This is a genomic window from Streptomyces sp. NPDC050636, assembly GCF_040654775.1.
Classification (GTDB): domain Bacteria; phylum Actinomycetota; class Actinomycetes; order Streptomycetales; family Streptomycetaceae; genus Streptomyces.
This window is the reverse complement of sequence record NZ_JBFAIP010000050.1, coordinates 1-21,319: the sequence shown is the minus strand read 5'-3', so window position 1 is coordinate 21,319 and position 21,319 is coordinate 1. Positions and strand designations below refer to the sequence as shown.

The 21,319-nt window shown below is 69.3% G+C and carries 18 protein-coding genes, 1 rRNA gene and 1 riboswitch; of the genes, 5 read left to right on the top strand and 14 right to left on the bottom strand.

Features of this window, described 5'->3' with window-relative positions:
* The first annotated feature begins 143 nt into the window (after nucleotides 1–143).
* Entirely contained in the window at nucleotides 144–965 is an 822-nt protein-coding gene (locus tag AB0I10_RS27780) for a PhzF family phenazine biosynthesis protein (protein ID WP_363155370.1), read from the top strand.
* Between the two features lie 48 nt (nucleotides 966–1,013).
* Here AB0I10_RS27780 and AB0I10_RS27775 read toward each other — a convergent pair whose 3' ends face one another.
* Nucleotides 1,014–1,871 carry a type II CAAX endopeptidase family protein gene (locus tag AB0I10_RS27775; protein WP_363155369.1) on the bottom strand — a complete coding sequence of 286 codons (858 nt, stop codon included), beginning with the start codon at nucleotides 1,869–1,871 and terminating at the stop codon, nucleotides 1,014–1,016.
* Nucleotides 1,872–2,061: 190 nt separating this feature from the next.
* On the opposite strand from AB0I10_RS27775, the gene AB0I10_RS27770 reads away from it, so the two are divergent.
* Nucleotides 2,062–3,864: a substrate-binding and VWA domain-containing protein gene (locus AB0I10_RS27770; protein ID WP_363155368.1), complete on the top strand. Its 1,803-nt coding sequence runs from the start codon at nucleotides 2,062–2,064 to the stop codon at nucleotides 3,862–3,864.
* Between the two features lie 148 nt (nucleotides 3,865–4,012).
* Here AB0I10_RS27770 and AB0I10_RS27765 read toward each other — a convergent pair whose 3' ends face one another.
* The gene (locus AB0I10_RS27765) at nucleotides 4,013–5,557 is read right to left on the bottom strand and encodes a glutamate--cysteine ligase (RefSeq protein WP_363155367.1); all 1,545 of its coding nucleotides are present in this window, start codon (nucleotides 5,555–5,557) and stop codon (nucleotides 4,013–4,015) included.
* A gap of 565 nt (nucleotides 5,558–6,122) precedes the next feature.
* Here AB0I10_RS27765 and AB0I10_RS27760 point away from each other — a divergent pair.
* Together AB0I10_RS27760 and AB0I10_RS27755 are read left to right on the top strand one after the other, a co-directional pair.
* The gene (locus tag AB0I10_RS27760) at nucleotides 6,123–6,716 is read left to right on the top strand and encodes a hypothetical protein (protein WP_363155366.1); all 594 of its coding nucleotides are present in this window, start codon (nucleotides 6,123–6,125) and stop codon (nucleotides 6,714–6,716) included.
* Nucleotides 6,717–7,061: 345 nt separating this feature from the next.
* Nucleotides 7,062–7,268, top strand: a complete 207-nt coding sequence (locus AB0I10_RS27755) for a DUF5999 family protein (RefSeq protein WP_363155394.1) — start codon at nucleotides 7,062–7,064, stop codon at nucleotides 7,266–7,268.
* Between the two features lie 71 nt (nucleotides 7,269–7,339).
* Here AB0I10_RS27755 and gcvP read toward each other — a convergent pair whose 3' ends face one another.
* Nucleotides 7,340–10,225: an aminomethyl-transferring glycine dehydrogenase gene (gene gcvP / locus AB0I10_RS27750; protein WP_363155365.1), complete on the bottom strand. Its 2,886-nt coding sequence runs from the start codon at nucleotides 10,223–10,225 to the stop codon at nucleotides 7,340–7,342.
* A gap of 187 nt (nucleotides 10,226–10,412) precedes the next feature.
* Nucleotides 10,413–10,510: riboswitch (glycine riboswitch) on the bottom strand.
* 115 nt (nucleotides 10,511–10,625) lie between these two features.
* On the opposite strand from gcvP, the gene AB0I10_RS27745 reads away from it, so the two are divergent.
* Nucleotides 10,626–11,012 carry a PRC-barrel domain-containing protein gene (locus tag AB0I10_RS27745; RefSeq protein WP_363155364.1) on the top strand — a complete coding sequence of 129 codons (387 nt, stop codon included), beginning with the start codon at nucleotides 10,626–10,628 and terminating at the stop codon, nucleotides 11,010–11,012.
* On the opposite strand, the gene AB0I10_RS27740 is transcribed toward AB0I10_RS27745, so the two are convergent.
* From AB0I10_RS27740 to rrf, 11 genes are all read right to left on the bottom strand, one after another.
* Nucleotides 10,919–12,376, bottom strand: coding sequence for a DNA polymerase IV (locus tag AB0I10_RS27740; protein WP_363155363.1), 1,458 nt, complete (start codon nucleotides 12,374–12,376; stop codon nucleotides 10,919–10,921). The two genes, AB0I10_RS27745 and AB0I10_RS27740, sit on opposite strands and share 94 nt — an antisense overlap.
* Before the next feature lie 135 nt (nucleotides 12,377–12,511).
* Nucleotides 12,512–13,117: a MerR family transcriptional regulator gene (locus tag AB0I10_RS27735; protein WP_363155362.1), complete on the bottom strand. Its 606-nt coding sequence runs from the start codon at nucleotides 13,115–13,117 to the stop codon at nucleotides 12,512–12,514.
* Between the two features lie 183 nt (nucleotides 13,118–13,300).
* Complete coding sequence (locus tag AB0I10_RS27730) at nucleotides 13,301–13,774, bottom strand: bifunctional nuclease family protein (RefSeq protein ID WP_006606439.1); 474 nt, start codon at nucleotides 13,772–13,774, stop codon at nucleotides 13,301–13,303.
* A 53-nt stretch (nucleotides 13,775–13,827) separates the two neighbouring features.
* The gene (locus AB0I10_RS27725) at nucleotides 13,828–14,580 is read right to left on the bottom strand and encodes a MerR family transcriptional regulator (RefSeq protein WP_363155361.1); all 753 of its coding nucleotides are present in this window, start codon (nucleotides 14,578–14,580) and stop codon (nucleotides 13,828–13,830) included.
* A 17-nt stretch (nucleotides 14,581–14,597) separates the two neighbouring features.
* Nucleotides 14,598–15,443, bottom strand: a complete 846-nt coding sequence (locus tag AB0I10_RS27720) for an FHA domain-containing protein (protein WP_363155393.1) — start codon at nucleotides 15,441–15,443, stop codon at nucleotides 14,598–14,600.
* A 118-nt stretch (nucleotides 15,444–15,561) separates the two neighbouring features.
* Nucleotides 15,562–16,506 carry a DUF881 domain-containing protein gene (locus AB0I10_RS27715; protein WP_363155360.1) on the bottom strand — a complete coding sequence of 315 codons (945 nt, stop codon included), beginning with the start codon at nucleotides 16,504–16,506 and terminating at the stop codon, nucleotides 15,562–15,564.
* A gap of 5 nt (nucleotides 16,507–16,511) precedes the next feature.
* Nucleotides 16,512–16,844, bottom strand: coding sequence for a small basic family protein (locus AB0I10_RS27710; protein ID WP_003984969.1), 333 nt, complete (start codon nucleotides 16,842–16,844; stop codon nucleotides 16,512–16,514).
* Nucleotides 16,841–17,773 (bottom strand): DUF881 domain-containing protein, encoded by a 933-nt coding sequence (locus tag AB0I10_RS27705; protein WP_363155359.1) that lies wholly within the window; start codon nucleotides 17,771–17,773, stop codon nucleotides 16,841–16,843. The genes AB0I10_RS27710 and AB0I10_RS27705 overlap by 4 nt, the downstream gene beginning before the upstream one ends.
* Before the next feature lie 75 nt (nucleotides 17,774–17,848).
* Nucleotides 17,849–20,344: a mannose-1-phosphate guanyltransferase gene (locus tag AB0I10_RS27700; protein ID WP_363155358.1), complete on the bottom strand. Its 2,496-nt coding sequence runs from the start codon at nucleotides 20,342–20,344 to the stop codon at nucleotides 17,849–17,851.
* A gap of 116 nt (nucleotides 20,345–20,460) precedes the next feature.
* Complete coding sequence (locus AB0I10_RS27695) at nucleotides 20,461–21,069, bottom strand: CDP-alcohol phosphatidyltransferase family protein (RefSeq protein ID WP_363155357.1); 609 nt, start codon at nucleotides 21,067–21,069, stop codon at nucleotides 20,461–20,463.
* Between the two features lie 158 nt (nucleotides 21,070–21,227).
* Nucleotides 21,228–21,319: ribosomal RNA gene (rrf, locus tag AB0I10_RS27690) — 5S ribosomal RNA — on the bottom strand; the annotation flags it as partial.

The window sequence follows — 21,319 nt, the reverse complement described above, 5'->3', positions numbered from 1 at the left end:
GGCTTCCGGTCATCGGGAGCAAACGCATCGCGCCGCTCGCGGCAATCATCCCGGGCATGCTGTGGGGGTTGATGGCGCGCCAGGTCCAATTTCCCGGGATTGGCCTTGGCCTGCGGCTTTGCGCCGCCCCTACGCTCGCGCCCATGAGGATTCGCATCGTCGACGCCTTCACTGAGCGTCCGTTCGCCGGCAACCCCGCGGGAGTCGTACTCCTCGACTCCGACACCTTCCCCGATGACGCCTGGCTCCAGCAGGTCGCCACCGAGGTCAATCTCTCCGAGACCGCCTTCGCGCACCCGCTGCCTGAAGGCGGCGACGCCGACTGGGCGTTGCGGTGGCTCACCCCGACCGCCGAAGTGAACATGTGCGGGCATGCCACCCTGGCCACCGCGCACGTCCTGCACACCACCAAGACGGCCACCGGCACGATCCGCTTCCGTACCCGCAGCGGGGTACTGACCACGACGGCCGGTGACGACGGGGCGATCTCCATGGACTTCCCGACCGCGCCGCTGACGCCGATCGAGGTGCCGCCGGTCGTCGCCGAAGCGCTGGGTGCCGAGATCCGCTGCGCGTACGACACCGGCCCGAACGTCGGCGACCTCCTCGTCGAGCTGACCGACGAGAAATCCGTACGGGCGCTGTCACCGGACTTCAAAGCGCTGGCCGGACGCGGCGGCCGGGGCGTGATCGCCACCGCGCGCGCCGAAGACCCCGACGGCGGCTACGACTTCGCCTCGCGCGGCTTCTTCCCGTACGTGGGTATCGACGAGGATCCCGTGACGGGAAGCGCGCACACTGCGCTCGCCCCGTTCTGGGCTCCGCGCATCGGCCGTGACGCGCTCGTCGGCCTGCAGGGTGGCGCCCGCACCGGCGTCGTACGGGTCGAACTGCGCGGCGACCGTACGCTGCTGACCGGCTCGGCGGTCACCGTCATCGACGGGGAGCTGCTGGCCGGCGGGTGAGCGCGGCCCGTTCGGTGGGAGGCGGGGGCGCGCCGCCCCCGCCCGACCTCACTGCGTCGGCAACCACCCCACCCGGCCCGCGAGCAGTGCGTAGCCGAGGAACGCCACGATGTCGATCAGGGCATGCGCGGCGACCAGCGGCCCGACCCGCCCCCACCGCCGGTAGAGCAGCACGAAGATCACGCCCATCACCATGTTGCCGAAGAAGCCGCCGATGCCCTGATAGAGGTGGTACGAGCCGCGCAGCACCGAACTTGCCGCCAGTGCCGCCATCGGCGCCCAGCCCAACTGGCCCAGTCTGCGCAGCAGATACCCGACGACGATGACCTCCTCCACCACGGCGTTCTGCACCGCGGAGGCGATCAGCACCGGGATCTTCCACCACACGTCGGGCAGTGCTTCGGGGACCACCGTCAGATTGAATCCGGCCGCCCGCGCGCCCAGATAGAGCAGCAGACCGCTGCCGCCGATGACGGCCGCCAGCCCGGCGCCCCGGCTCAGGTCGAAGCCGGGGCGCCCCCGGTCGAAGCCGATCGCGCGCAGCCCGGCCCCTCGCTGCCCTGGTGGCGCTTCCCGCAGCAGCAGATGCGCCACCAGCACGACGGGCACCAGCGCGGTCGCGATACCGAACAGCTGCCAGGCGAGATCCAGCCATGGCCGGCCGGGCGCATGCGATCCGTTGAGCGTCGCCGCCTGGTCCTTGAGGCCACCGGGCCTGGTGACGGATCCGATGAAGCTGATGACCGCCGACACCCCGCTGGCGCCCAGCGAGAGGGCCAGGACGATCAGCGTCTCGCTCCGCAACACACTTCGGGAAGGCTCCTCGGCCACCCCCGCTGCGCCCCCCGATCCAGGCCCCTGACCTGGAACGTCCGCATCGGCCACGGGACTTGTATCCGACTGCACGGCTTCCTCCACTTCCGTAATACCGCCGCCTTGTCACCACCGCCCCGCTAGGGTCTCGAAAGCAGGTACGAAGATCGCGCGCGACAGGCCGGGGACGGGCGCCATCCACGTGGCGCGCTTCCTCTCCCCATCGAATCCCGATCGAGCTCCGGTACATCGGACTCCGAGAATCAGGAGAGGCGCTACCGCAATGGGACGACACAGCTTGCCCGACGGCTCCGGACCGGAGAACACGGGGGCCCGCCCCCGTACCCCCACCCGCACCCTCCTCATCTCCACCGCCGTCGTCCTCGCCGTCGCCGCGGGCTCCGTCGTGGCGCTGCGCACCGATCTGATCCGCTTCGGCGGGCCGTGCGACGGTATGTCGGTACGGCTCGATGTGGCCGTGTCCCCCGATATCGCCCCGGCGGTCCGCGCGGTGGCCGACAAGGCCCGCGCGGAACGGACGCGCAGCGACGGAAGGTGCCTGGACGTCAAGGTCACCGCGCGGGCCGCCTACGAGGTCGCCGACACCTTGGGCCGCCCCGTCGAACCCGGGTTCCAGGTGTGGATACCGGATTCCAGCCTGTGGGTGGACCGGGTCGGCAAGGAGGGCGGCACTCAGCTGACCACCACCGACACCATCGCCTCCTCGCCGATCGTGCTGGGCGCGGTCCCCGAGACCGCCAAAGCGCTGGGCTGGCCGGAAAAGACCTACACCTGGTCCGAGCTGACCCGGACCGCGACCACCGACGACGAACTGCGCCTCGGTGCGGCCGACCCGGCCCGCAGCGCCACCGGGCTGCTCGCACTGTCGCGTATCAACGCCTCCCACTCCAAGGAAGCCAAGAACGACGGGAACTCCAAGGACGGCGCCGACGCCGACACCCGTACCGCCGCCACGGCAAAGCTGCTCTACCAGCGGGCCGCGGACGGCGACGGGCAACTGCTGGCCACGCTGCCACGCGACGACTCCGGTGCGGAACGGGGCAACCCGCGCCGCAACCAGGCGCTGCTGCTCTCCGAACAGGCCGCCCATGCCCACAACACCGGCGAGGACGGCGGCCCCGATCTGGACCTGTTCTACCCCCAGGACGGCACCGCCCAGCTCGACTACCCGTACACGCTGGTCGACGACCGCAGTCTGAACGCCGACCAGACACGCGCCGCCAGCCGCTTCATGACACTGCTCGCCGACGCCGAGGGGCAGCGCGCGCTGCGCGAGCGGGGCTTCCGGGCCGGCAATGGCGAGGCCGACGGGAAGGTGACGCGCGCGGCCGGCGGGCGCGTGCCGCAGCCGTACTCCGCCGACCTCGCCGATCCGCCCTCGGCAAAGGAACTCCAGGCGCTGCTGGGCATGTGGACCATCACGGTGCAAAGCGCCCGGATCGCCACCGTCGTGGACGCCTCCGCGTCGATGGCCAACCCGGTGCCCGGCCGGAACGGCCAGTCACGGATGGATCTCGCCAAGAACTCCCTGCTCCAGGCGCTGGCGACGTTCACACCCGAGGACGAGATCGGGCTGTGGAAGTTCGCCACCTTCCTCGACGGCGACAAGGACTACCGGGAACTGTCCCCCACCGGCCGGCTCGGCGACCGCGGCAAGGACGACGGCACCCACCGCGATGAACTCGCCGCCGCGTTCAGCTCGCTGGCCCCGGTGCCCAACGGCTCCACCGGCCTGTACGACACCACGCTCGCCGCGTACGAACAGGCCCGTAAGTCCTACGCGAGCGGCAAGTTCAACTCCCTGGTCATCGTCACCGACGGCGCCAACAACGACTCCAGCAGCATTGGCCTCGATGCGCTGGTCGGCAAGCTCAAGAAGCTCTCCGACGCGGCGCGGCCGGTGCCGGTGATCGCCATCGCGATCGGCCCGGATGCCGACAAATCTGCCTTGGACCGGATCGTGACCCCGACTGGGGGCTCGGCACATCGCGTCAATGACCCGTCGCAGATCCACCAGGTGATCCTCAAAGCCATCATGGAGGCGGGCAGCAACGGTCCGCGCTAGATGTATCGATCACGAGCGCGCCGACACTCCGTGGACGGCGGGCAGCACCAGACCGGCGGCGCGGTCACGACGCCGCCGACCCCACTGCGGCGGGCACCGACCTCCGCACGGACCGCGGAACCGGCGTCAGCGGAGCGGGCCGACGGCCCTACGCCCCCTCCGCCACCCGGCGCTCCTCCGGTACCGCGGGCCGGCCGACCGCCCAGGCGACCGGCCAGGTGTGCACCGGCTCCCCGGTCTGCATCAGCTCGCTGTAACGCCGGGTCATCGCGGCGAGCGCAGCATCCCGTCCGAGACCCTGGTGCACCGCGTGGTGATAGGCGGCGGCCTGCCAGGACGCCCCGTTCACACGGCGTACGCAGCGCGCTTCGATGATGCCCAGGTAGTGGTCGCGGTCGGCCGGTTCGACGCCCCAGGCGTCCAGTCCGGCAGCGGCCAGCGGCAGCAGCTCCTGGCGTACGAGCCGTACGGCCGGAATCTCGGTGACTCCGCCGCGTCCGGAACGCGGCCAGAGGAGGGCGGCGTCGATGCCGTTCTTGCAGGCGGCGTCGAAGTTCTCGGCCGCGGCGGCGAACGGAAGCCGGGTCCAGATGGGACGCGGTTCCTCGGCCAGTGCCCGCACCATGCCGTAGTAGAAGGCCGTGTTGGCGATGACGTCGGCGATGGTGGGGCCGGCCGGCAGCACGCGGTTCTCCACCCTCAGGTGCGCGACGCCGTCGGCGACCGCGTAGACGGGGCGGTTCCAGCGGTAGATCGTTCCGTTGTGCAGTGCCAGTTCGGCCAGGTCCGGCGCCCCGCCCTCATCGAGGACCCGTAGCGGCTCCTGCGACCCGCAGAACGGCAGCAGCGGCGGAAAGTAGCGCAGATTCTCCTCGAAGAGGTCGTATACGGAGTCGATCCAGCGCTCGCCGAACCAGGTGCGCGGGCGCACCCCCTGGGCCTTGAGCTCGGGCGCCCGGGTGTCCGTGGACTGCTGGAAGACCGGCGGCCGGGACTCGCGCCACACCTCACGCCCGAACACGAACGGCGCGTTGGCGCCGACCGCCACCTGTACCGCGGCGACGGCCTGCGCGGCGTTCCAGACGGCGGCGAAGCGACTCGGTGTCACCTGGAGGTGCAGCTGGACCGAGGTGCAGGCGGCCTCCGGCGCTATCGAGGGCGAGCGGGTGAGCAGATGCTCGACGCCCTGTATGTCGATCGCGAAGTCCTCACCCCGGGCGGCCCGCATCTGGTCGTTGAGCAGCACATAGCGGTCGCTCTCGGAGATGCTGGCGACCGTGAGGTCGGCGGCGGTCAGGGTCGGCAGAATGCCGATCATCACGATCTGGGCGGCGACCTCGCGGGCTTTCCGGTCGGCGTAGGCGAGGCCGGTACGGAGTTCCTCGGCAAGCTGGTCCAGGACGCGGCCGCACAAACGGTGCGGCATGACGTTGACCTCCAGATTGCACTGGGCGAGTTCGGTCTGGAAATCGCGGCTCGCGATACGGTCGAGCACTTGGGAGTTCATCATGCGGGGCAGCCCGTCGGCGCCCGCAAGATTCAGCTCGATCTCCAGACCCATGAGGTTTCTGGGCCGGTCGAACCGCTTCTCCGCCAGCATCCTCCGCAATGCCTCAAGACACTCGTGAAGCTTTCTTCGACAACGCTCCCGGTCCGCCAGATCGATCCCGTCCGCGGCGAACTTCTCCCCCATCGAAGGGTCCCTTCTCAAGTGAACGGCCCGCAGCCACGGGCCGCTTGGGGCCTCCCCGGTACCGCCGGGGCACACGCTACGGTCGATGATGCCCCGGCGATCTGATCCATAACGCCTCACCGGCAGGCCGGTGCCGATAGGCTCGAATCAGCAGAGTTCGCAGCGGCCTCCAGGGGCATATCCGGGTGGCAATAGCCGCCCGCATTTCCCTGGTGAAAATCACCGACGAGATCCGGCCTACCGCGTCGGTGAAGGAATACGAGGTGACGCCTCAAAGCCCCGCGCAAAGAGGCGGATAACACCCCGGCCAGGAGTCTGGATTCCGCCTTGCCGGAAATTCACACGGAAGGTAGCCGAAACACATTGAGAACATACGTCGTATAAACTCCCCCTCACGAGGCAGAGACTTGGCGCCCAGATTGCGGTGTTCTCACCGGTGCCGGGGCACAGCGGCTGACCCCGCCGGGCCGCAGCTCCGGCCGGCCCTGCTCTGACCCCGCACGCTGACAGCGCCGTCCGCACCTGCCCAGCTCCACCGTGTCTCCGAAGTGAGAGGCGACCCATCATGCCGCTGCATGTTCCCCCCGCCCCTGCGCCCGCCCTGCGCAGCGTTCTCGCCGCCCTCGGCTCGCCCACCGCCGTCCGCGAGGCCCCGGCCTCCGCCCTGCGCGCCCATCAGGGTCCGCTGAGCCCGGACCATCCGCTGCCCGTGCACGTATGGGACGACGTCCGGCGCCATGCGGGCGGCCCGCCGCGCACCCGCCTGGCCGGCTGGCGCTTCCAGGTCCGCGGCGGGGACCGTGCCGTGGCGACCGCCGAGGCGAGGCTCACCGCCGACGGCTGGACGTTCTCGCACTTCTGCGGCGGCCCCTATGTCGCCGCGACCGAACGGGCCCTGCAGCAGGCCGAGTCGCTGACCGAGCCGTCCCAGCCGCGGCTGCTGTCCGTACCGGAGCTGTACATGCTCACCCTGTGGCTGCACCACGACATCGACTCGGACGGCTCCGACGGAATTCCCGCCGCCGGTGACCTTCTCGTGCCGCTCGCGCCCGCACCGCCGGGCATCGCCGCACACCGCCCGCAGCGCGTCGCCGACCTGCTCCCCCGGCTGACCCTCCGCCTCACTCCCGCCCCGCTGCTGGGGTCACCGGCCGCCTGACCCCACGCGCCGCCCCGGGACGCGCGGGCCGGCGCACACGGCGTACGCCGTCTCGCAGGAGCGTGCCCCGCGACCCCTTCCGGCCGCGGGGCGCTCCGCTGTTCTCACCCGCGCGGGCTAGCCGCCGATTACCACTACCAACCGCCTGCAAGGGGTGTGCATTTGAGAGCAACCGCCCGCACGGGTGACGCGTCCGTATCGAGTGAGTACCGCTGCTGCGAAATCCCTGCGGAATCACCTCCGTAGGGCAACACTGGGACCGATCGAGGAAACGGGGGAGCGGCCATGACGACCACATCGAGCCGCGAGACGACGTTCACCACACCGCAGCGAAAGACAACTTCCATGTGTCAGCACCAACCGCCATGCCCGTCAGCAGACTCCAGCGACCGGGAAGCCGCACACCCTGTAGCGCACCACCCGGAGCAGGGCTGGAGCCTGCTGTGCAACGGCGTCCTGCTCTTCGAGGACACCGGTGAGCTCCTGCCGGACGGGCAGGTCATCGCCCCGCACCGGCCGCTCGGCGGCGCACGGGTCGTCACCGCAGCCTGACCCGCGCGCAGCCAGCCGTACAACAGGGCCCCCGGCGAACTGCCGAGGGCCCTTGATGGTGCGTGGACGGATCAGCCGTCGTACTCGTCCAGCGGGGGGCAGGAGCAGACGAGGTTACGGTCACCGAAGGCGCCGTCGATCCGGCGCACCGGCGGCCAGTACTTCTCCGCGGGCACGACTCCGGCCGGGAAGACCGCCTCTTCGCGGGTGTAGGAGTGCGCCCAGTCACCGGCCAGCGCGTCCGCGGTGTGCGGGGCGTTGCGCAGCGGGTTGTCGTCCTCGTCCCACTCCCCCGACCCGACCTTCTCGATTTCCGCGCGGATCGCGATCATGGCATCGCAGAATCGATCCAGCTCGGTGAGGTCCTCGCTCTCGGTCGGCTCGATCATCAGCGTGCCGGCCACCGGGAAGGACATCGTCGGCGCGTGGAAGCCGTAGTCGATCAGCCGCTTGGCGACATCGTCGATGCTCACGCCGGTCGCCTTGGTCAGCGGCCGGACGTCGATGATGCACTCGTGGGCGACCAGGCCGCCGGGGCCCGTGTAGAGCACCGGGTAGTGCGGCTCCAGGCGCTTGGCGATGTAGTTGGCGCTGAGCACCGCGACCTGGGTGGCGCGCTTGAGGCCCTCCCCGCCCATCAGCCGGACATACGCCCAGGAGATCGGCAGGATCCCGGCAGAGCCCCAGGGGGCCGCGGAGATCGGTCCGACGCCCGTCTCGGGGCCCGCGGTGGGCTGCAGCGGGTGGTTGGGGAGGTAGGGCGCCAGGTGGGCGCGTACGCCGACCGGGCCGACACCGGGACCGCCGCCACCGTGCGGGATGCAGAAGGTCTTGTGCAGGTTGAGGTGCGAGACATCGCCGCCGAACTTGCCGGGCTCGGCGAGGCCGACCAGCGCGTTCAGGTTGGCGCCGTCGACGTAGACCTGACCGCCGGCGTCGTGCACCGCGGCGCAGATCTGGGTGATGTGCTCCTCGAACACGCCGTGCGTGGACGGGTAGGTGACCATCAGGACCGCGAGCTCGTCACGGTACTTCTCGATCTTGGCGTGCAGATCGTCGGCGTCGACCTCGCCGTCCTCGCCGGTCTTGACGACGACGACCTTCATCCCGGCCATCACGGCGCTGGCGGCGTTGGTGCCGTGCGCGGAGGACGGGATCAGGCAGACGGTGCGCTGCTCGTCGCCGTTGGCCCGGTGGTAGGCACGCACGGCCAGCAGGCCGGCCAGCTCGCCCTGGGAGCCCGCGTTCGGCTGGATGGAGACCTTGTCGTAGCCGGTGACCGTGGCCAGCCGCTCCTCCAGCTCCTGGATGAGCGTGAGGTAGCCCTGTGCCTGGGCGGCCGGCGCGAACGGGTGCAGCTGCCCGAACTCGGGCCAGGTGACCGGCTCCATCTCGGTGGTGGCGTTCAGCTTCATGGTGCAGGAGCCGAGCGGGATCATGCCGCGGTCCAGCGCGTAGTCCTTGTCGGCGAGGGTGCGCAGGTAGCGCAGCATCGCGGTCTCGGAGCGGTGCTGGTGGAAGACCGGGTGGGTCAGGTAGTCGTCGGCGCGCAGCAGCGCCTGCGGCAGCGTGTCGGCGGCGGCCGCGTCCAGCTGCTCGATGTCGGCCTGGATGCCGAAGGCGCTCCAGACGCCGGCCAGCTGCGCGCGCCCGGTGGTCTCGTCGCAGGCGATGCCGACCAGGTCGGCGTCGACCTGGCGGAGGTTGACGCCGGCCTCACGGGCGGCGGCGACGACCTCGGCGGCCCGTCCGGGCACCCGCGCGGTCAGAGTGTCGAAGTATGCGCCGTGCACGATCTCCACGCCGCCGGCCCGCAGGCCCTCGGCGAGGACGGTGGCGTAGCGGTGGGTGCGCCGCGCGATGGCCTGGAGGCCGCCGGGGCCGTGGTACACGGCGTACATCCCGGCCATGACGGCGAGCAGCACCTGCGCGGTGCAGATGTTGCTGGTGGCCTTCTCGCGGCGGATGTGCTGCTCACGGGTCTGCAGCGCGAGGCGGTAGGCCTTGTTGCCGTCGGCGTCGACGGAGACGCCCACCAGGCGGCCCGGCAGGCTGCGGGCGAACTTGTCGCGTACGGCCATGAACCCGGCGTGCGGTCCGCCGAAGCCCATCGGGACGCCGAAGCGCTGGGTGGTGCCGACGGCGATGTCCGCGCCGAGCTCGCCGGGCGACGTCAGCAGCGTCAGCGCGAGGAGGTCGGCGGCGACGGTGACGACCGCGCCGAGCTCCTGGGCCTGCGCTATGACGGCGCGCGGGTCACGCACCGCGCCGGAGGCGCCGGGGTACTGCAGCAGCACGCCGAAGACGCCGCGCTCGGCGATCTCCACGGGAATGCCGTCGGTGAGGTCCGCGACGACGACCTCGACACCGGTCGGTTCGGCGCGGGTCTGGATCACGGCGATGGTCTGCGGCAGACAGTCGGCGTCGACCAGGAAGACGCCCTGCTTGACCTTGCCGATGCGGCGGGACAGCGCCATCGCCTCGGCGGCGGCGGTGCCCTCGTCCAGCAGGGAGGCGCCGGAGGTGGGCAGTCCGGTCAGGTCGGCGACCACCGTCTGGAAGTTCAGCAGCGCCTCCAGGCGGCCCTGCGAGATCTCCGGCTGGTAGGGCGTGTACGCCGTGTACCAGGAGGGGTTCTCCATGACATTGCGAAGGATCACCGGCGGGGTGAACGTGCCGTAGTAGCCGAGGCCGATCATGGAGGACAGGACCTGGTTACGGTCCGCCAGGGCGCGCAGCTCCTCCAGGACCTCGGCCTCGGAACGGGCCTGCGGCAGGCCGAGCGCCTCGGCGCTCTTGATCACGTCGGGTACGGCCGTCGCGGTGAGCTCGTCGAGCGATCCGAATCCGATGTGCGCGAGCATCTTCGCCTGCGCCTCGTGGTCGGGACCGATGTGCCGGTGCTCGAACGGGATGCCGCGCTCCAGCTCGGTCAAGGAGATGCGATTGGTGGTCATCTGCGGGGGCCTCCTGGTCAATACGACCTACGAGGGGCACCACGGCGCTGGTGCCCGGACGGCCTCCCCCTCTGTCATCTCAACCTGAGAGCTTCACCGGCCCGCGCTGCGGTCCGACTTTCACCGTCGGTGAGGATGGGCTCCGGCGCTGTGCCTGTCCGTGGCCCGCCCTGCTTTCCAGAGTGACCTCGTCCATGCGGTACGTGTGCCTGAGAGATTCCGGGGAGGATTTGCTCCTTCGGCGCCCCCGTCGCGAACGACAAAGGACTCTCCCGCATGGGGTCAGCGGCCATTCGTCAGCCTACCAGCGCACCCTCTGAGGGATCGTTCGAGTGGCCGGGGCATGAAATGTGCCGTTTGGTAGTTGTCTACAGGGCAATTGCGAGCGTTTGGAGGGGCCGTGCAAACCGATATCGATCCCCGGAGCCTGATCGGCCGCAAGGCGTTCGACCGGCACGGCACCAAAATCGGCACCATCGACGAGGTGTATCTCGACGATGCGACGGGGGAACCCGAATGGGCGGCCGTACGCACCGGACTCTTCAGCCGGGACGCATTCGTCCCCCTGGAGCCGAGCGAAATGATCGAAGAGGGGCTGCGCATCCCCTATGACCGCAAGCTGATCAAGGACGCCCCGGACTTCGGCGTAGGCCGGCATCTCTCCCCCGAGCAGGAACTCCAGCTCTACCACCACTACCGGCTGGATATCTCCTCCCCCGCATCGGACTCGGTACCGTCCTCGCCGCCCGCCGACAAGGACTTCGGCCGGATCGCCGGCGAGGACTGACCCGCCTCCGGCACCCCGCCCACCACCAGCGGCAATGGCTCTCCCGGCCGCAGCGCCGGGTCGTCGACGGCGAAGGTCCGCACCCTCCCCGGTGCGGACCACGGCGTCTCGAAACGTACGGTCACCCGCCCCACTCCGCTCCCCTGCACCCAGCCGGCGCCGAATTCGTCGTGCACCACGTCCAGCCCCGGATGCCAGCGGCGCGGTCGCTCCTGCTCGGGCTCCGGCTCGCTCGCGTCGTCCGCCGCCGACTCCGGTGCGGCCTGCGCCGTCTCCTCGGCCTCCCGCTCCGTCGCCAACTGCGCGAACAGGTCCTCCTGGGTGAAGTCGGCGAGCCCGCTCACCCCCACGCCCAGCAGCCGCACCCCGCCGGTCGTGTCCACCGTCTCCAGCAGCCGCGCGGCGGCCTCGCGTACGACGCCGGGATCGTCGGTGGGACCGCGCAGCGTCTCCGAACGGGTCAACGTCGAGAAGTCGTAGTTCCGCACCTTGATCACCACCGTGCGCCCGGAGCGCCCGGCGGCCCGCAGCCGCTGCACACAGCGGTCGGCCAGCCGCACCAGCTCCGCCCGCACCCGCGTCCGGTCGGTCAGATCGACTTCGAAGGTGTCCTCGACCGAGACGGACTTCGCGTCCCGATCGGCAACCACCGGCCGGTCGTCCTTGCCCAGCGCCATCGCATAGAGCCCGGCGCCGTGGGATTTGCCGAGCAGCCGCACCAGCTCCGCCTCACCGGCCTCCGCGGTCTCCGCGACCGTCGTGATGCCTGCCCGCCGCAGCGCCTCGGCCGTCGCGGGGCCCACCCCGGGCAGCGTCCGCACCGTCATCGGCCCCAGCAGCTCCCGCTCCGTACCGGGCTCGATCACCACCAGCCCGTCCGGCTTCGCCGCCTCGGAACCGATCTTCGCAAGCAACTTGGCCCCCGCGAGGCCCACCGAACCGGTCAGACCCGTGACCGCCCGGATGTCGCGCCGCAGCTTCTCCCCCACGGCCCGTACGGCGGACGTCTCCGCCACGACACCGCCGGCCTCCAGATCCACGAACGCCTCGTCCAGACTCAGCGGCTCCACCAGCGGCGACAGCGCCCGCAGCAGCTCCATCACCGCATCACTCACCTGACGGTAGAGCGTGAAACGCGGATGGAGATACGCGGCGTTGGGGCACAGCCGGCGCGCCTGGGCCGTGGGCATCGCGGAGCGAATCCCGAAGACCCGGGCCTCGTACGAGGCCGTGGCTACGACACCGCGCGGCCCGATCCCGCCGACCACCACGGGCTTCCCGCGCAGGCTCGGCTTGGCCGCCTGCTCACAGGCCGCGTAGAACGCATCCATGTCCAGATGCAGGATCGTCGGCGCACTTCTCACATCTCCGATGCTGCCGCACACCACTGACAATCGACCCGACGCAGGGCCGCGCACCAGGTCGGCGTGCAGAACCGCAAGGAGGCGGAGCGACGGGGTGAGACTCCCCAAGCCCGGCCGGGGCCCGGAGACGGGCCCTCAGCCCGCCCGGTTGCGCCGCCGCGCCAGCTCGTCGTGCGGGTTCTTCCCGATCAGCGTCTCGCCGGTGTCCACGCGCTCTCCGTGCAGCTGTGACAGGGCGCTTTCCATGTCCCGCCACACCACGCCGACCGCGATCCCGAAGACGCCCTGGCCGCCCTGGAGCAGATCGACGACCTCGTCGGGCGAGGTGCACTCGTAGACCGTCGCACCGTCGCTCATCAGCGTCATCCGCGTCAGATCCGCGAGCCCGCGCGAGCGGAGATGCTGGACGGCGGTGCGGATGTTCTGCAGCGACACCCCGGTGTCCAGCAGCCGCTTGACGATCTTCAGGACGACGACGTCCCGGAAGCTGTAGAGCCGCTGGGTGCCGGAGCCGTACGCCGGCCGGACGCTCGGCTCCACCAAGCCCGTACGGGCCCAGTAGTCGAGTTGCCGGTAAGTGATTCCCGCCGCCGCACACGCGGTCGGGCCGCGGTAGCCGATGTTCTGCGCCTCGCGGTCCCCCGACACCGCGGCGGCCTGAACCGGGGCACGGTTTGCCGTCGCACCCGAGTGGAGCGGCAACGCCCCTTCCGCCGCCGTACCGTCGCCGGTGATTGCCACGCCGCCCTCCGTCCTCCACGTCCCGGACGGGACCTGCCACATCGACGGTATGCAGTCGCTCGGGGTGCGTCAACGATCGCCGCGCTCGCCACGCCGAGTGATAATCACCCTACGAGTGGTTTCTCGTGACCTCGCACGGGGAAGGCCTAGCAGATTGGCCGGAATCAGATGTCCGGCGGCCGATCACTGACTGTTGGTGCCGAAGTCCTCGGGCGAGATCTGGTCGAGGAACTCGCGGAACTTCTCCACCTCGTCCTCCTGCTCGTCCGGGATCGCGATCCCCGCGTCGTCCAGCACACCGTCGGTACCGAAAATCGGCGTTCCGGTGCGCAACGCCAGCGCTATGGCATCAGACGGACGCGCGCTGACCTCGACGCCGCTGGCGAAGACCAATTCGGCGTAGAACACTCCCTCGCGCAGATCCGTGATGCGGACCTGCGTCAGCTCCTGGCCCACCGCTTCCAGCACGTCCTTGAAAAGGTCGTGCGTCAGCGGCCTGGCAGGGACCATGCCCTGCTGGGCGAAAGCAATGGCGGTCGCCTCCCCTGGCCCGATCCAAATGGGCAAGTAGCGATCGCCTCCCACCTCCCGCAGGAGCACGATCGGTTGGCTGGAAGGCATTTCCACCCGGACACCCACGACGTCGAGCTCGTTCACACAGTAACCCTAGGACGTGCCCGGCCGGTTTGGGTAGTCGGGCACTCTTTTGCTCACTGGAGCCGGACCCGCAAAGCGGTCTGGACCAACGCCGCATGCAGCCGTACGGACAGCGTCGCCAGCTCTCTGGCGGTGGCCTCGGCATGGGCTCTGGTCTGCGGATTGCGGTGCCGCCGAAGGGGTGCAACGACCTGCTCGACCAGGCCGGCCTCGCGCTCGGCCGCCGCTTTCACGGCACGCAGATGCCGCGGTTCGAGACCGAAACGGCCCAGATCCGCGACCAGCTTGGCGACCGTGACGGCCTCGATGTCGTAGCCCCCGCCCGCGTCGGGAACGATCAGTCCGTACGACTCCCAGTCGGCGAGCGCGGCCTCGTCCACCTCTGCGGCGGCCAGCAGCTCGGCCCGGCCGATCCGGGCCGCCGTCGGCCGCTCCTCGTCGGGGTCGTGCACGCCGTCCACCAGGTCCCTGGAGGGCGGCGCGGCCTGGGCGGGCAGCTGCACCCGCTCACCGCGCTCCAGGGCGTCCAGATGCTCCCGGATGACCTTCAGCGGCAGATAGTGGTCCCGCTGCATCCGCAGGACGCTCGCCAGCCGCGCGACGTCCTCCACGGTGAATTTGCGGTAACCGGAAGGCGTGCGCTTCGGCTCGACCAGCCCCTCGGCCTCCAGGAAGCGAATCTTGGAGATGGTGACCTCGGGGAACTCCTCGCGCAGCACATTGAGCACCGTGCCGATGCTCACCGGCTTGCCGTCCGAGGAGGCGGTGCCGGCAGAACCGGCACCGCCTGTCGGTGTATGGCGCATATGCCTTCCCTGGCCGGTCAGATACCGGCCCCGCGCTGGCTCGCGTAGAAGACCAGGCGGTACTTGCCGATCTGGACCTCGTCGCCATTGGAGAGCACGACAGAATCGATCCGCTCACGGTTGACGTAGGTGCCGTTCAGGCTGCCGACGTCGGAGACCGTGAACGCGCCGTCCTGGCCGCGACGGAAATCCACATGGCGGCGGGAGACCGTCACATCGTCGAGGAAGATGTCGCTCTGCGGGTGGCGGCCCGCCGTCGTCAGCTCGCCGTCCAGAAGGAAGCGGCTGCCCGAGTTCGGACCCCGGCGGACGATCAGCAGCGCCGAGCCCACGGGAAGCGCATCGACCGCCGCCTGGGCCTCGGGGGACAGCGACGGCGTCAGGGTCTGCCCGGTCGCCTCCGCGTCATAGGCCTCAAGCCCCGAAATGGAGATGGTCGACGTCGTCTCGGACGCGCGCTCGGCCTGCGCTCCCGGACGCAACGGCGCACCGCAGTTGGAGCAGAACCGGCTCGCCTCTGCGTTCTGGTGCCCACACCTCGTACAAACCGGCAAGGCCGACCCTCCACCCGTGCGAGAGGCTGATGGTTCCTGGGAACCTATGCGGGCGGCCCCGGAGGGGTCAACAGAACCCGCCCCGTGCCCCCCAGACGGACCGCCGACCTCATCACGGAAGAGCGGACGGTCCTCACCTGCGCCGCTCTCATCGGGCTGGCGCGGAGCGCGGTGCCGCGCGGAGCCGCCGGCCTCCTGGCGTGCGCTCTTGCCGAACAGCTTTCCAAACAACTTCACGGGCGATTCCCCTTGAACGAAACAGACCCGCCCGTGGGGCAGGACGAACCCTCGATGCACACACCGGCCGATCCGGACATCCTGTGAACGTCCGTGGCCTTCAGACAGTTTCCACCACACACCACACGCACGGTGCGTCGACCCCCCGCTACCACATGCCCTCCCCGGGCCATCGCCATTCGTGGACGCCTCACTGCGATGACGACCGAGCGTAGTCAGGCCGCTTCGCCACTCGCAAGGCGTTCACAATGATCTTCTCCTCACGGGTCACAGCCACCTTGGCCTGCTCTTTTTCCAGCGTCTGAACGACCCCGCCGGGGATGTTCAAAGCCGGTTCCAGGTCCTCCGGCTTGCCGATGACCTTGAAACGGAACGGCTGTGTAACCCGTTTGCCGTCAATCTCCACGCCGCCCCGAACATCCGAGAGATAGGTGTTCGCGACGACCCGTACGTCATTGACCTGAATGGCCTCGGCTCCGGCCGCCCGCAGCTCCTGGATGGTGTCCAGCAGCTTGTCCGCCTCGACGGAGTGCGTGGGGTCGTCGATGGCCAGGTTGATGCCGGGCCCTTGAGCCGCGACGGTCCCGGCCAGCACACCCAGCTGCTGCTCCTTCTCCACGGTCTGTTTGCGGGCCTCCTCGGCCTGGTCCGAGCTGTTCTCCAGCTCGGTTTTCTGCCCTTCCAGGCGCCGCTGCTCGTCCGTCAACCGCTGTGAGCGGTTGTCCAGCTCGTCCAGGATGCGCACCAGGTCCTCCTGGCGCGCACCCCGCAGCGCACTGCTGTCACTCGTGGAACGTACCTGAATCGCCAGGCCGAGGCCGAGAATGAACAGGAGTACAGCAACGATCAGTTGAGCACGGGTCAGCCGCGGCGGCCACAGGCTCGCGGCGAGCCGCTGCCGGCCGGTCTCCGGTTGTCCCGGAGTCCCGTCTTCCGGCGTTGTGTCCGAGGTGGCGGCGTCCGCCGCTTCGCCCTCGTTCTGTGCCCCGCCGTCCGATTCCTTGTCCGGTGCCCCATCTGCCGCCTGCCCAGGGGCGGGCCGACTCTCGGGAGGCATCGGCCGCCGGTCGGCCGGGCCGCGCCCCTGCTCCGGTTCCGGCTTCTTCTCCGGCTCTGGTGTCTCGTCCGTAGCCATCCGCCTCACGCCCTGAAGACGTGCCGGCGGATCGCGGCAGCGTTGGAGAAGATCCGGATGCCCAGTACCACGACGACGCCGGTGGAGAGCTGGGCTCCGACGCCCAACTTGTCACCGAGGAAGACGATCAGCGCGGCGACGACGACGTTGGACAGGAAGGAGACGACGAAGACCTTGTCGTCGAAGATGCCGTCCAGCATCGCGCGCAGACCACCGAACACGGCGTCCAGTGCCGCGACGACAGCGATCGGCAAGTAGGGCTCGACCACCGTCGGCACCACGGGTCGGACGACAAGTCCGACCACGACTCCCACGATCAGGCCCAGTACGGCGATCACGATGTGCCCTTCCCTGTGTCGGCGCCGTCCGCCTTCGCGGCACCGGCCTGCGGCTTTGCTGTACGTACGATCAAGCTGGGCGCGGGCGGCAGCGTGACCTCGTTCTCAGCGGAAATCCTGGTGCGTACGCCGTAGTTCTCCTGCAGCACATGCAGATACTGACCGTCGGCGCTGTCCTGGAACGCGGTGCTGAGCCGCTGCCCGTCCCCCACCGCCAGCACCGTATAGGGCGGCACCAGTGGCTTGTTGTCGACCAGTATGGCGTCTCCCGCGGCTCTGATCGCCGAGAGTGACGTAAGCCGCTGCCCATTGACGGAGATGGCCTCCGCACCGGACTCCCAGAGGCCGTTGACGACGCGCTGCATATCCCTGTCACGTACCCGGCCGGTGTCCGAAAAACCACTGCTTTCGCGCGGCCCGCCACCGTTGGACTCGGCATCCTTGGCATCGTCCACGACGAGCCGCACACCGGGACCGGTGACCTGGGTCGAACCGGACAGCAGCGCCAGCAGTTCGGTCTTGTCGCCGCCGTGCTTCTTCAGCGCCTCACGCTGCATCCGGCTGACGGCGTCCCGCGTCGTGTCGACCCGCTCCTGCAGCTTGTCCGCCTCGGCGGTGCCCTTCTCGATACGGTTGATGAGCTCTTCGCGTTCCTTGGCCAGCGTCGGCGCGGCTATCCGCGCCTGGGCGGCGCCGACCGTCACAACGACCGCCGCCAGCACCAGCCCGGCCGCGAGGCCCAGCTTCGCCCGGAGAGTACGCGGCAGACCGCCCACGCCCGCCGCGGACTTACGCGCGGCGGCCTCGGCGTATCCGTCGTCGAGGCTGTGATCCATCACATTGGTCAGCAGCGACATGGACGCATCGGGGCGCACGGCCGGCTTCTGGGGAGTGCTCCGATCGGGGCGCTGCTGCGACATGCCGCACATCGTCCCACGTCGCCCGCGGACTCTCCCAATGGCCCCACCGGCGTGCCGAATCGCGCACGCCGGTGGGGTCCCTGGTCACCGTCCGGCGCTGTCCACCACCGCTGACCACTCGTCCAGCAGTTGCTGAGCGGACGCGTCGTCCGGCCCTTCCGCCCACAGATGGGTGACCGCCTCGCCCGGGTCCGGCAGCACCAGCACCCAGCGGCCGTCGGTCTCCACGACCCGCACACCGTCGGTGGTGTCCACGTCACGGTCCCCGGCCGCCTCGACCACATGCCGCATGACCAGGCCCTTGACGGCCCAGGGCGTCGCCAGGTCACGGCGCAGCACATGCGCCCGCGGAATCCGTGCGTCGATCTGGCTGAGCGTGAGCTGCGTACGGGCCACCAGACCGATCAGCCGGACAAATGCGGCGGCACCGTCGAAGACACTGCTGAACTCCGGGATGATGAAGCCGCCCAGACCGTCCCCGCCGAAGACCGTGGCATCGTCGCGGCCCACCCGCGTCAGATCGTCCGGCGATGTGGTCGTCCACTCCACCTGCGTCCCGTGATACGCCGCGACCTGCTCGGCGATCCGGGTCGTGGTCACCGGCAGCGCCACCCGGCCACTGCGGCGTTCGGCCGCCACCAGATCCAGCAGGACGAGCAGAGCGCGGTCGTCCTCGATGATCCGGCCGCGTTCGTCCACCAGGGACAGCCGCTCCCCCACGGGGTCGAAACGCACACCGAAGGCAGCCCGGGCGGAGGCCACGATCTCGCCGAGCCGGACGAGCCCAGCGCGCCGGGTATCGGCGGACTCGGTCGGCCGGGATTCGTCGAGGCCGGGGTTGATGGTCAGCGCGTCGACGCCGAGCCGCCCTAGGAGACTGGGCAGGACCAGGCCGGCGCTGCCGTTCGAGGCATCCACGACGACCTTCAGCCCGGACTCGCTGATGCCCGTGGTGTCCACGGCCCGCAGAAGGGACCCGGTATAGGCGTCGAACACACTGGCCGGGAAACGCAGATCGCCGATCTCGCCCGGGAAGGCGCGGCGATACTCCTGGCGGGCATAGACCCGGTCGAGCTTGCGCTGCCCGCCCTGGGAGAGATCGGCGCCCCGCTCGTCGAAGAACATGATGTCGACGGAGTCCGGCACCCCCGGTGTCGTACGCACCATGATCCCGCCGGCGCTGCCGCGGGCGGTCTGCTGGCGGGCCACGGGCAGCGGGACGTTCTCCAGGTCGCGTACGTCGATGGCGCTGGCCTGCAACGCGGAGATCACCGCCCGCTTGAGCGCCCGCGCGCCGCGGGAGTGGTCCCGGGCCGTGGTGACCGTGGAGCCCTTCTTGAGCGTGGTGGCGTAGGCGCCTGCAAGCCGTACGGCGAGCTCCGGGGTGATCTCGACATTGAGGATCCCGGACACACCGCGTGCTCCGAACAGGTGCGCCTGGCCCCGGGATTCCCAGATCACCGAGGTATTGACGAAAGCGCCGGCCTCGATGGTCTTGAACGGATAGACCCGTACATTGCCCTGGACGATCGATTCCTCGCCGACGAGGCATTCATCGCCGATGACTGCGCCGTCCTCGATCCGTGCGGCCCGCATGATGTCGGTGTTCTTGCCGATCACGCAGCCTCGCAGATTGCTGTGCTGCCCGATGTAGACGTTGTCGTGCACCACGGCCTTGTGGAGGAACGCACCGCTCTTCACGACGACGTTGGAGCCGACGACGGTGTGCTCACGGATCTCCGCACCCGCTTCAATCTTGGCGTAGTCACCGATGTACAGCGGACCGCGCAGTACGGCGTCCGGGTGTACGTCGGCGCCCTCGGCGACCCACACGCCCGGAGAGATCTCGAAGCCGTCGATTTCGACATCGACCTTGCCCTCCAGCACATCGGCCTGGGCCTTCACATAGCTCTCATGGGTACCGACGTCCTCCCAGTAGCCCTCGGCGACATAGCCGTAGATCGGCTTGCCTTCCTTCATGAGCTGCGGAAAGACATCCCCGGACCAGTCCACCGAGACGTCGGGCTCGAAATAGTCGAAGACCTCCGGCTCCATGACGTAGATACCGGTGTTGACGGTGTCCGAGAAAACCTGGCCCCAGGTGGGCTTCTCCAGGAACCGTTCGACCTTGCCGGCTTCATCGACGATGGTGATGCCGAATTCGAGCGGATTGGGCACCCTCGTGAGACAGACGGTGACGAGGGCACGCTTTTCCTTGTGGAACCGGATCAGGTCGGTGAGATCGAAGTCGGTGAGAGCATCACCGGAGATGACGAGGAAGGCATCGTCCTTGAGGGCTTCCTCAGCATTCTTCACGCTGCCGGCGGTGCCCAGCGGCTTTTCCTCGTTGGCGTATGTGAGCTCCATTCCGAGCTCTTCCCCGTCGCCGAAGTAGTTCCGGACGAGCGAGGCAAGGAATTGCACAGTCACGACGGTCTCACTGAGACCATGCCGTTTCAGCAACCTGAGCACATGCTCCATGATCGGCCTATTGGCCACTGGCAGCAGGGGCTTGGGCATACTGGACGTCATGGGGCGAAGGCGTGTTCCTTCGCCACCGGCCATCACAACGGCCTTCATGTCGGAAGCGTCCTCCTCGAAGAGACGACGGTCTTGCCGACTTCACCTGTCCAGAACGCCCACCTGTTCGCGCGTACGGGCGCCGGGCCTTGGCACAATCTGCCGGTTCGGCGAGTTCAGTCGGCCGTGGGGTCCGCCCTGATGAGCCGGCGGACCTGGACCACGTAGAGGATCCCTGCCCACCAGTAGAGCGCGGTACCCCATCCGGCGAACGCCCATCCGAAAACAGCAGCGAGCATGTGAAGCCAGTCCTCGCCGTCACTCAGCAGGAGCAACGGGAAGGCATACATCAAGTTGAACGTAGCCGCTTTGCCCAGGAAGTTCACCTGGGGAGGGCCGTAACCGTGGCGTGCGAGGAATCCGACCGCGATGAGCAGCATCAGTTCACGCGCCAACAGGGCCGCGGTGAGCCAGAGCGGCAGAACCTCACGCCACGTCAGGCCGACGAGGGTGGAGAGAATGTACAGCCGATCGGCGGCAGGATCGAGGATCCGGCCCAGGCTGCTGACCTGGTTCCAGCGCCGGGCGAGCTTGCCGTCCAGGTAGTCGCTGACGCCGCTCAGGGCGAGCACGAGCAGCGCCCACCCATCAGCGTTGGGGCCGCCGAATTCCGGCCACAGGACCAACCACAGGAACACCGGCACGCCGACCAGGCGCGCCATGCTCAGAATGTTCGGGATGGTGAGGACGCGATCCGTCTGGACCCGCGTCTCCTGGACCTCCACGCGGGGGCCTCCTGTGGGAAATGTGCCAATGATGCCCCCTGACCTTACCTGCCCCGCCGGCCGTGCCGTGCCCCGGGTCCGAGATCATCCGTTTCTGTCCGGGAACGCAGAAAAGCCCCGCCAGGAACCAAGTTCCCAACGGGGCTTTCGCAATGATTGTTCGGCGGCGTCCTACTCTCCCACAGGGTCCCCCCTGCAGTACCATCGGCGCTGAAAGGCTTAGCTTCCGGGTTCGGAATGTAACCGGGCG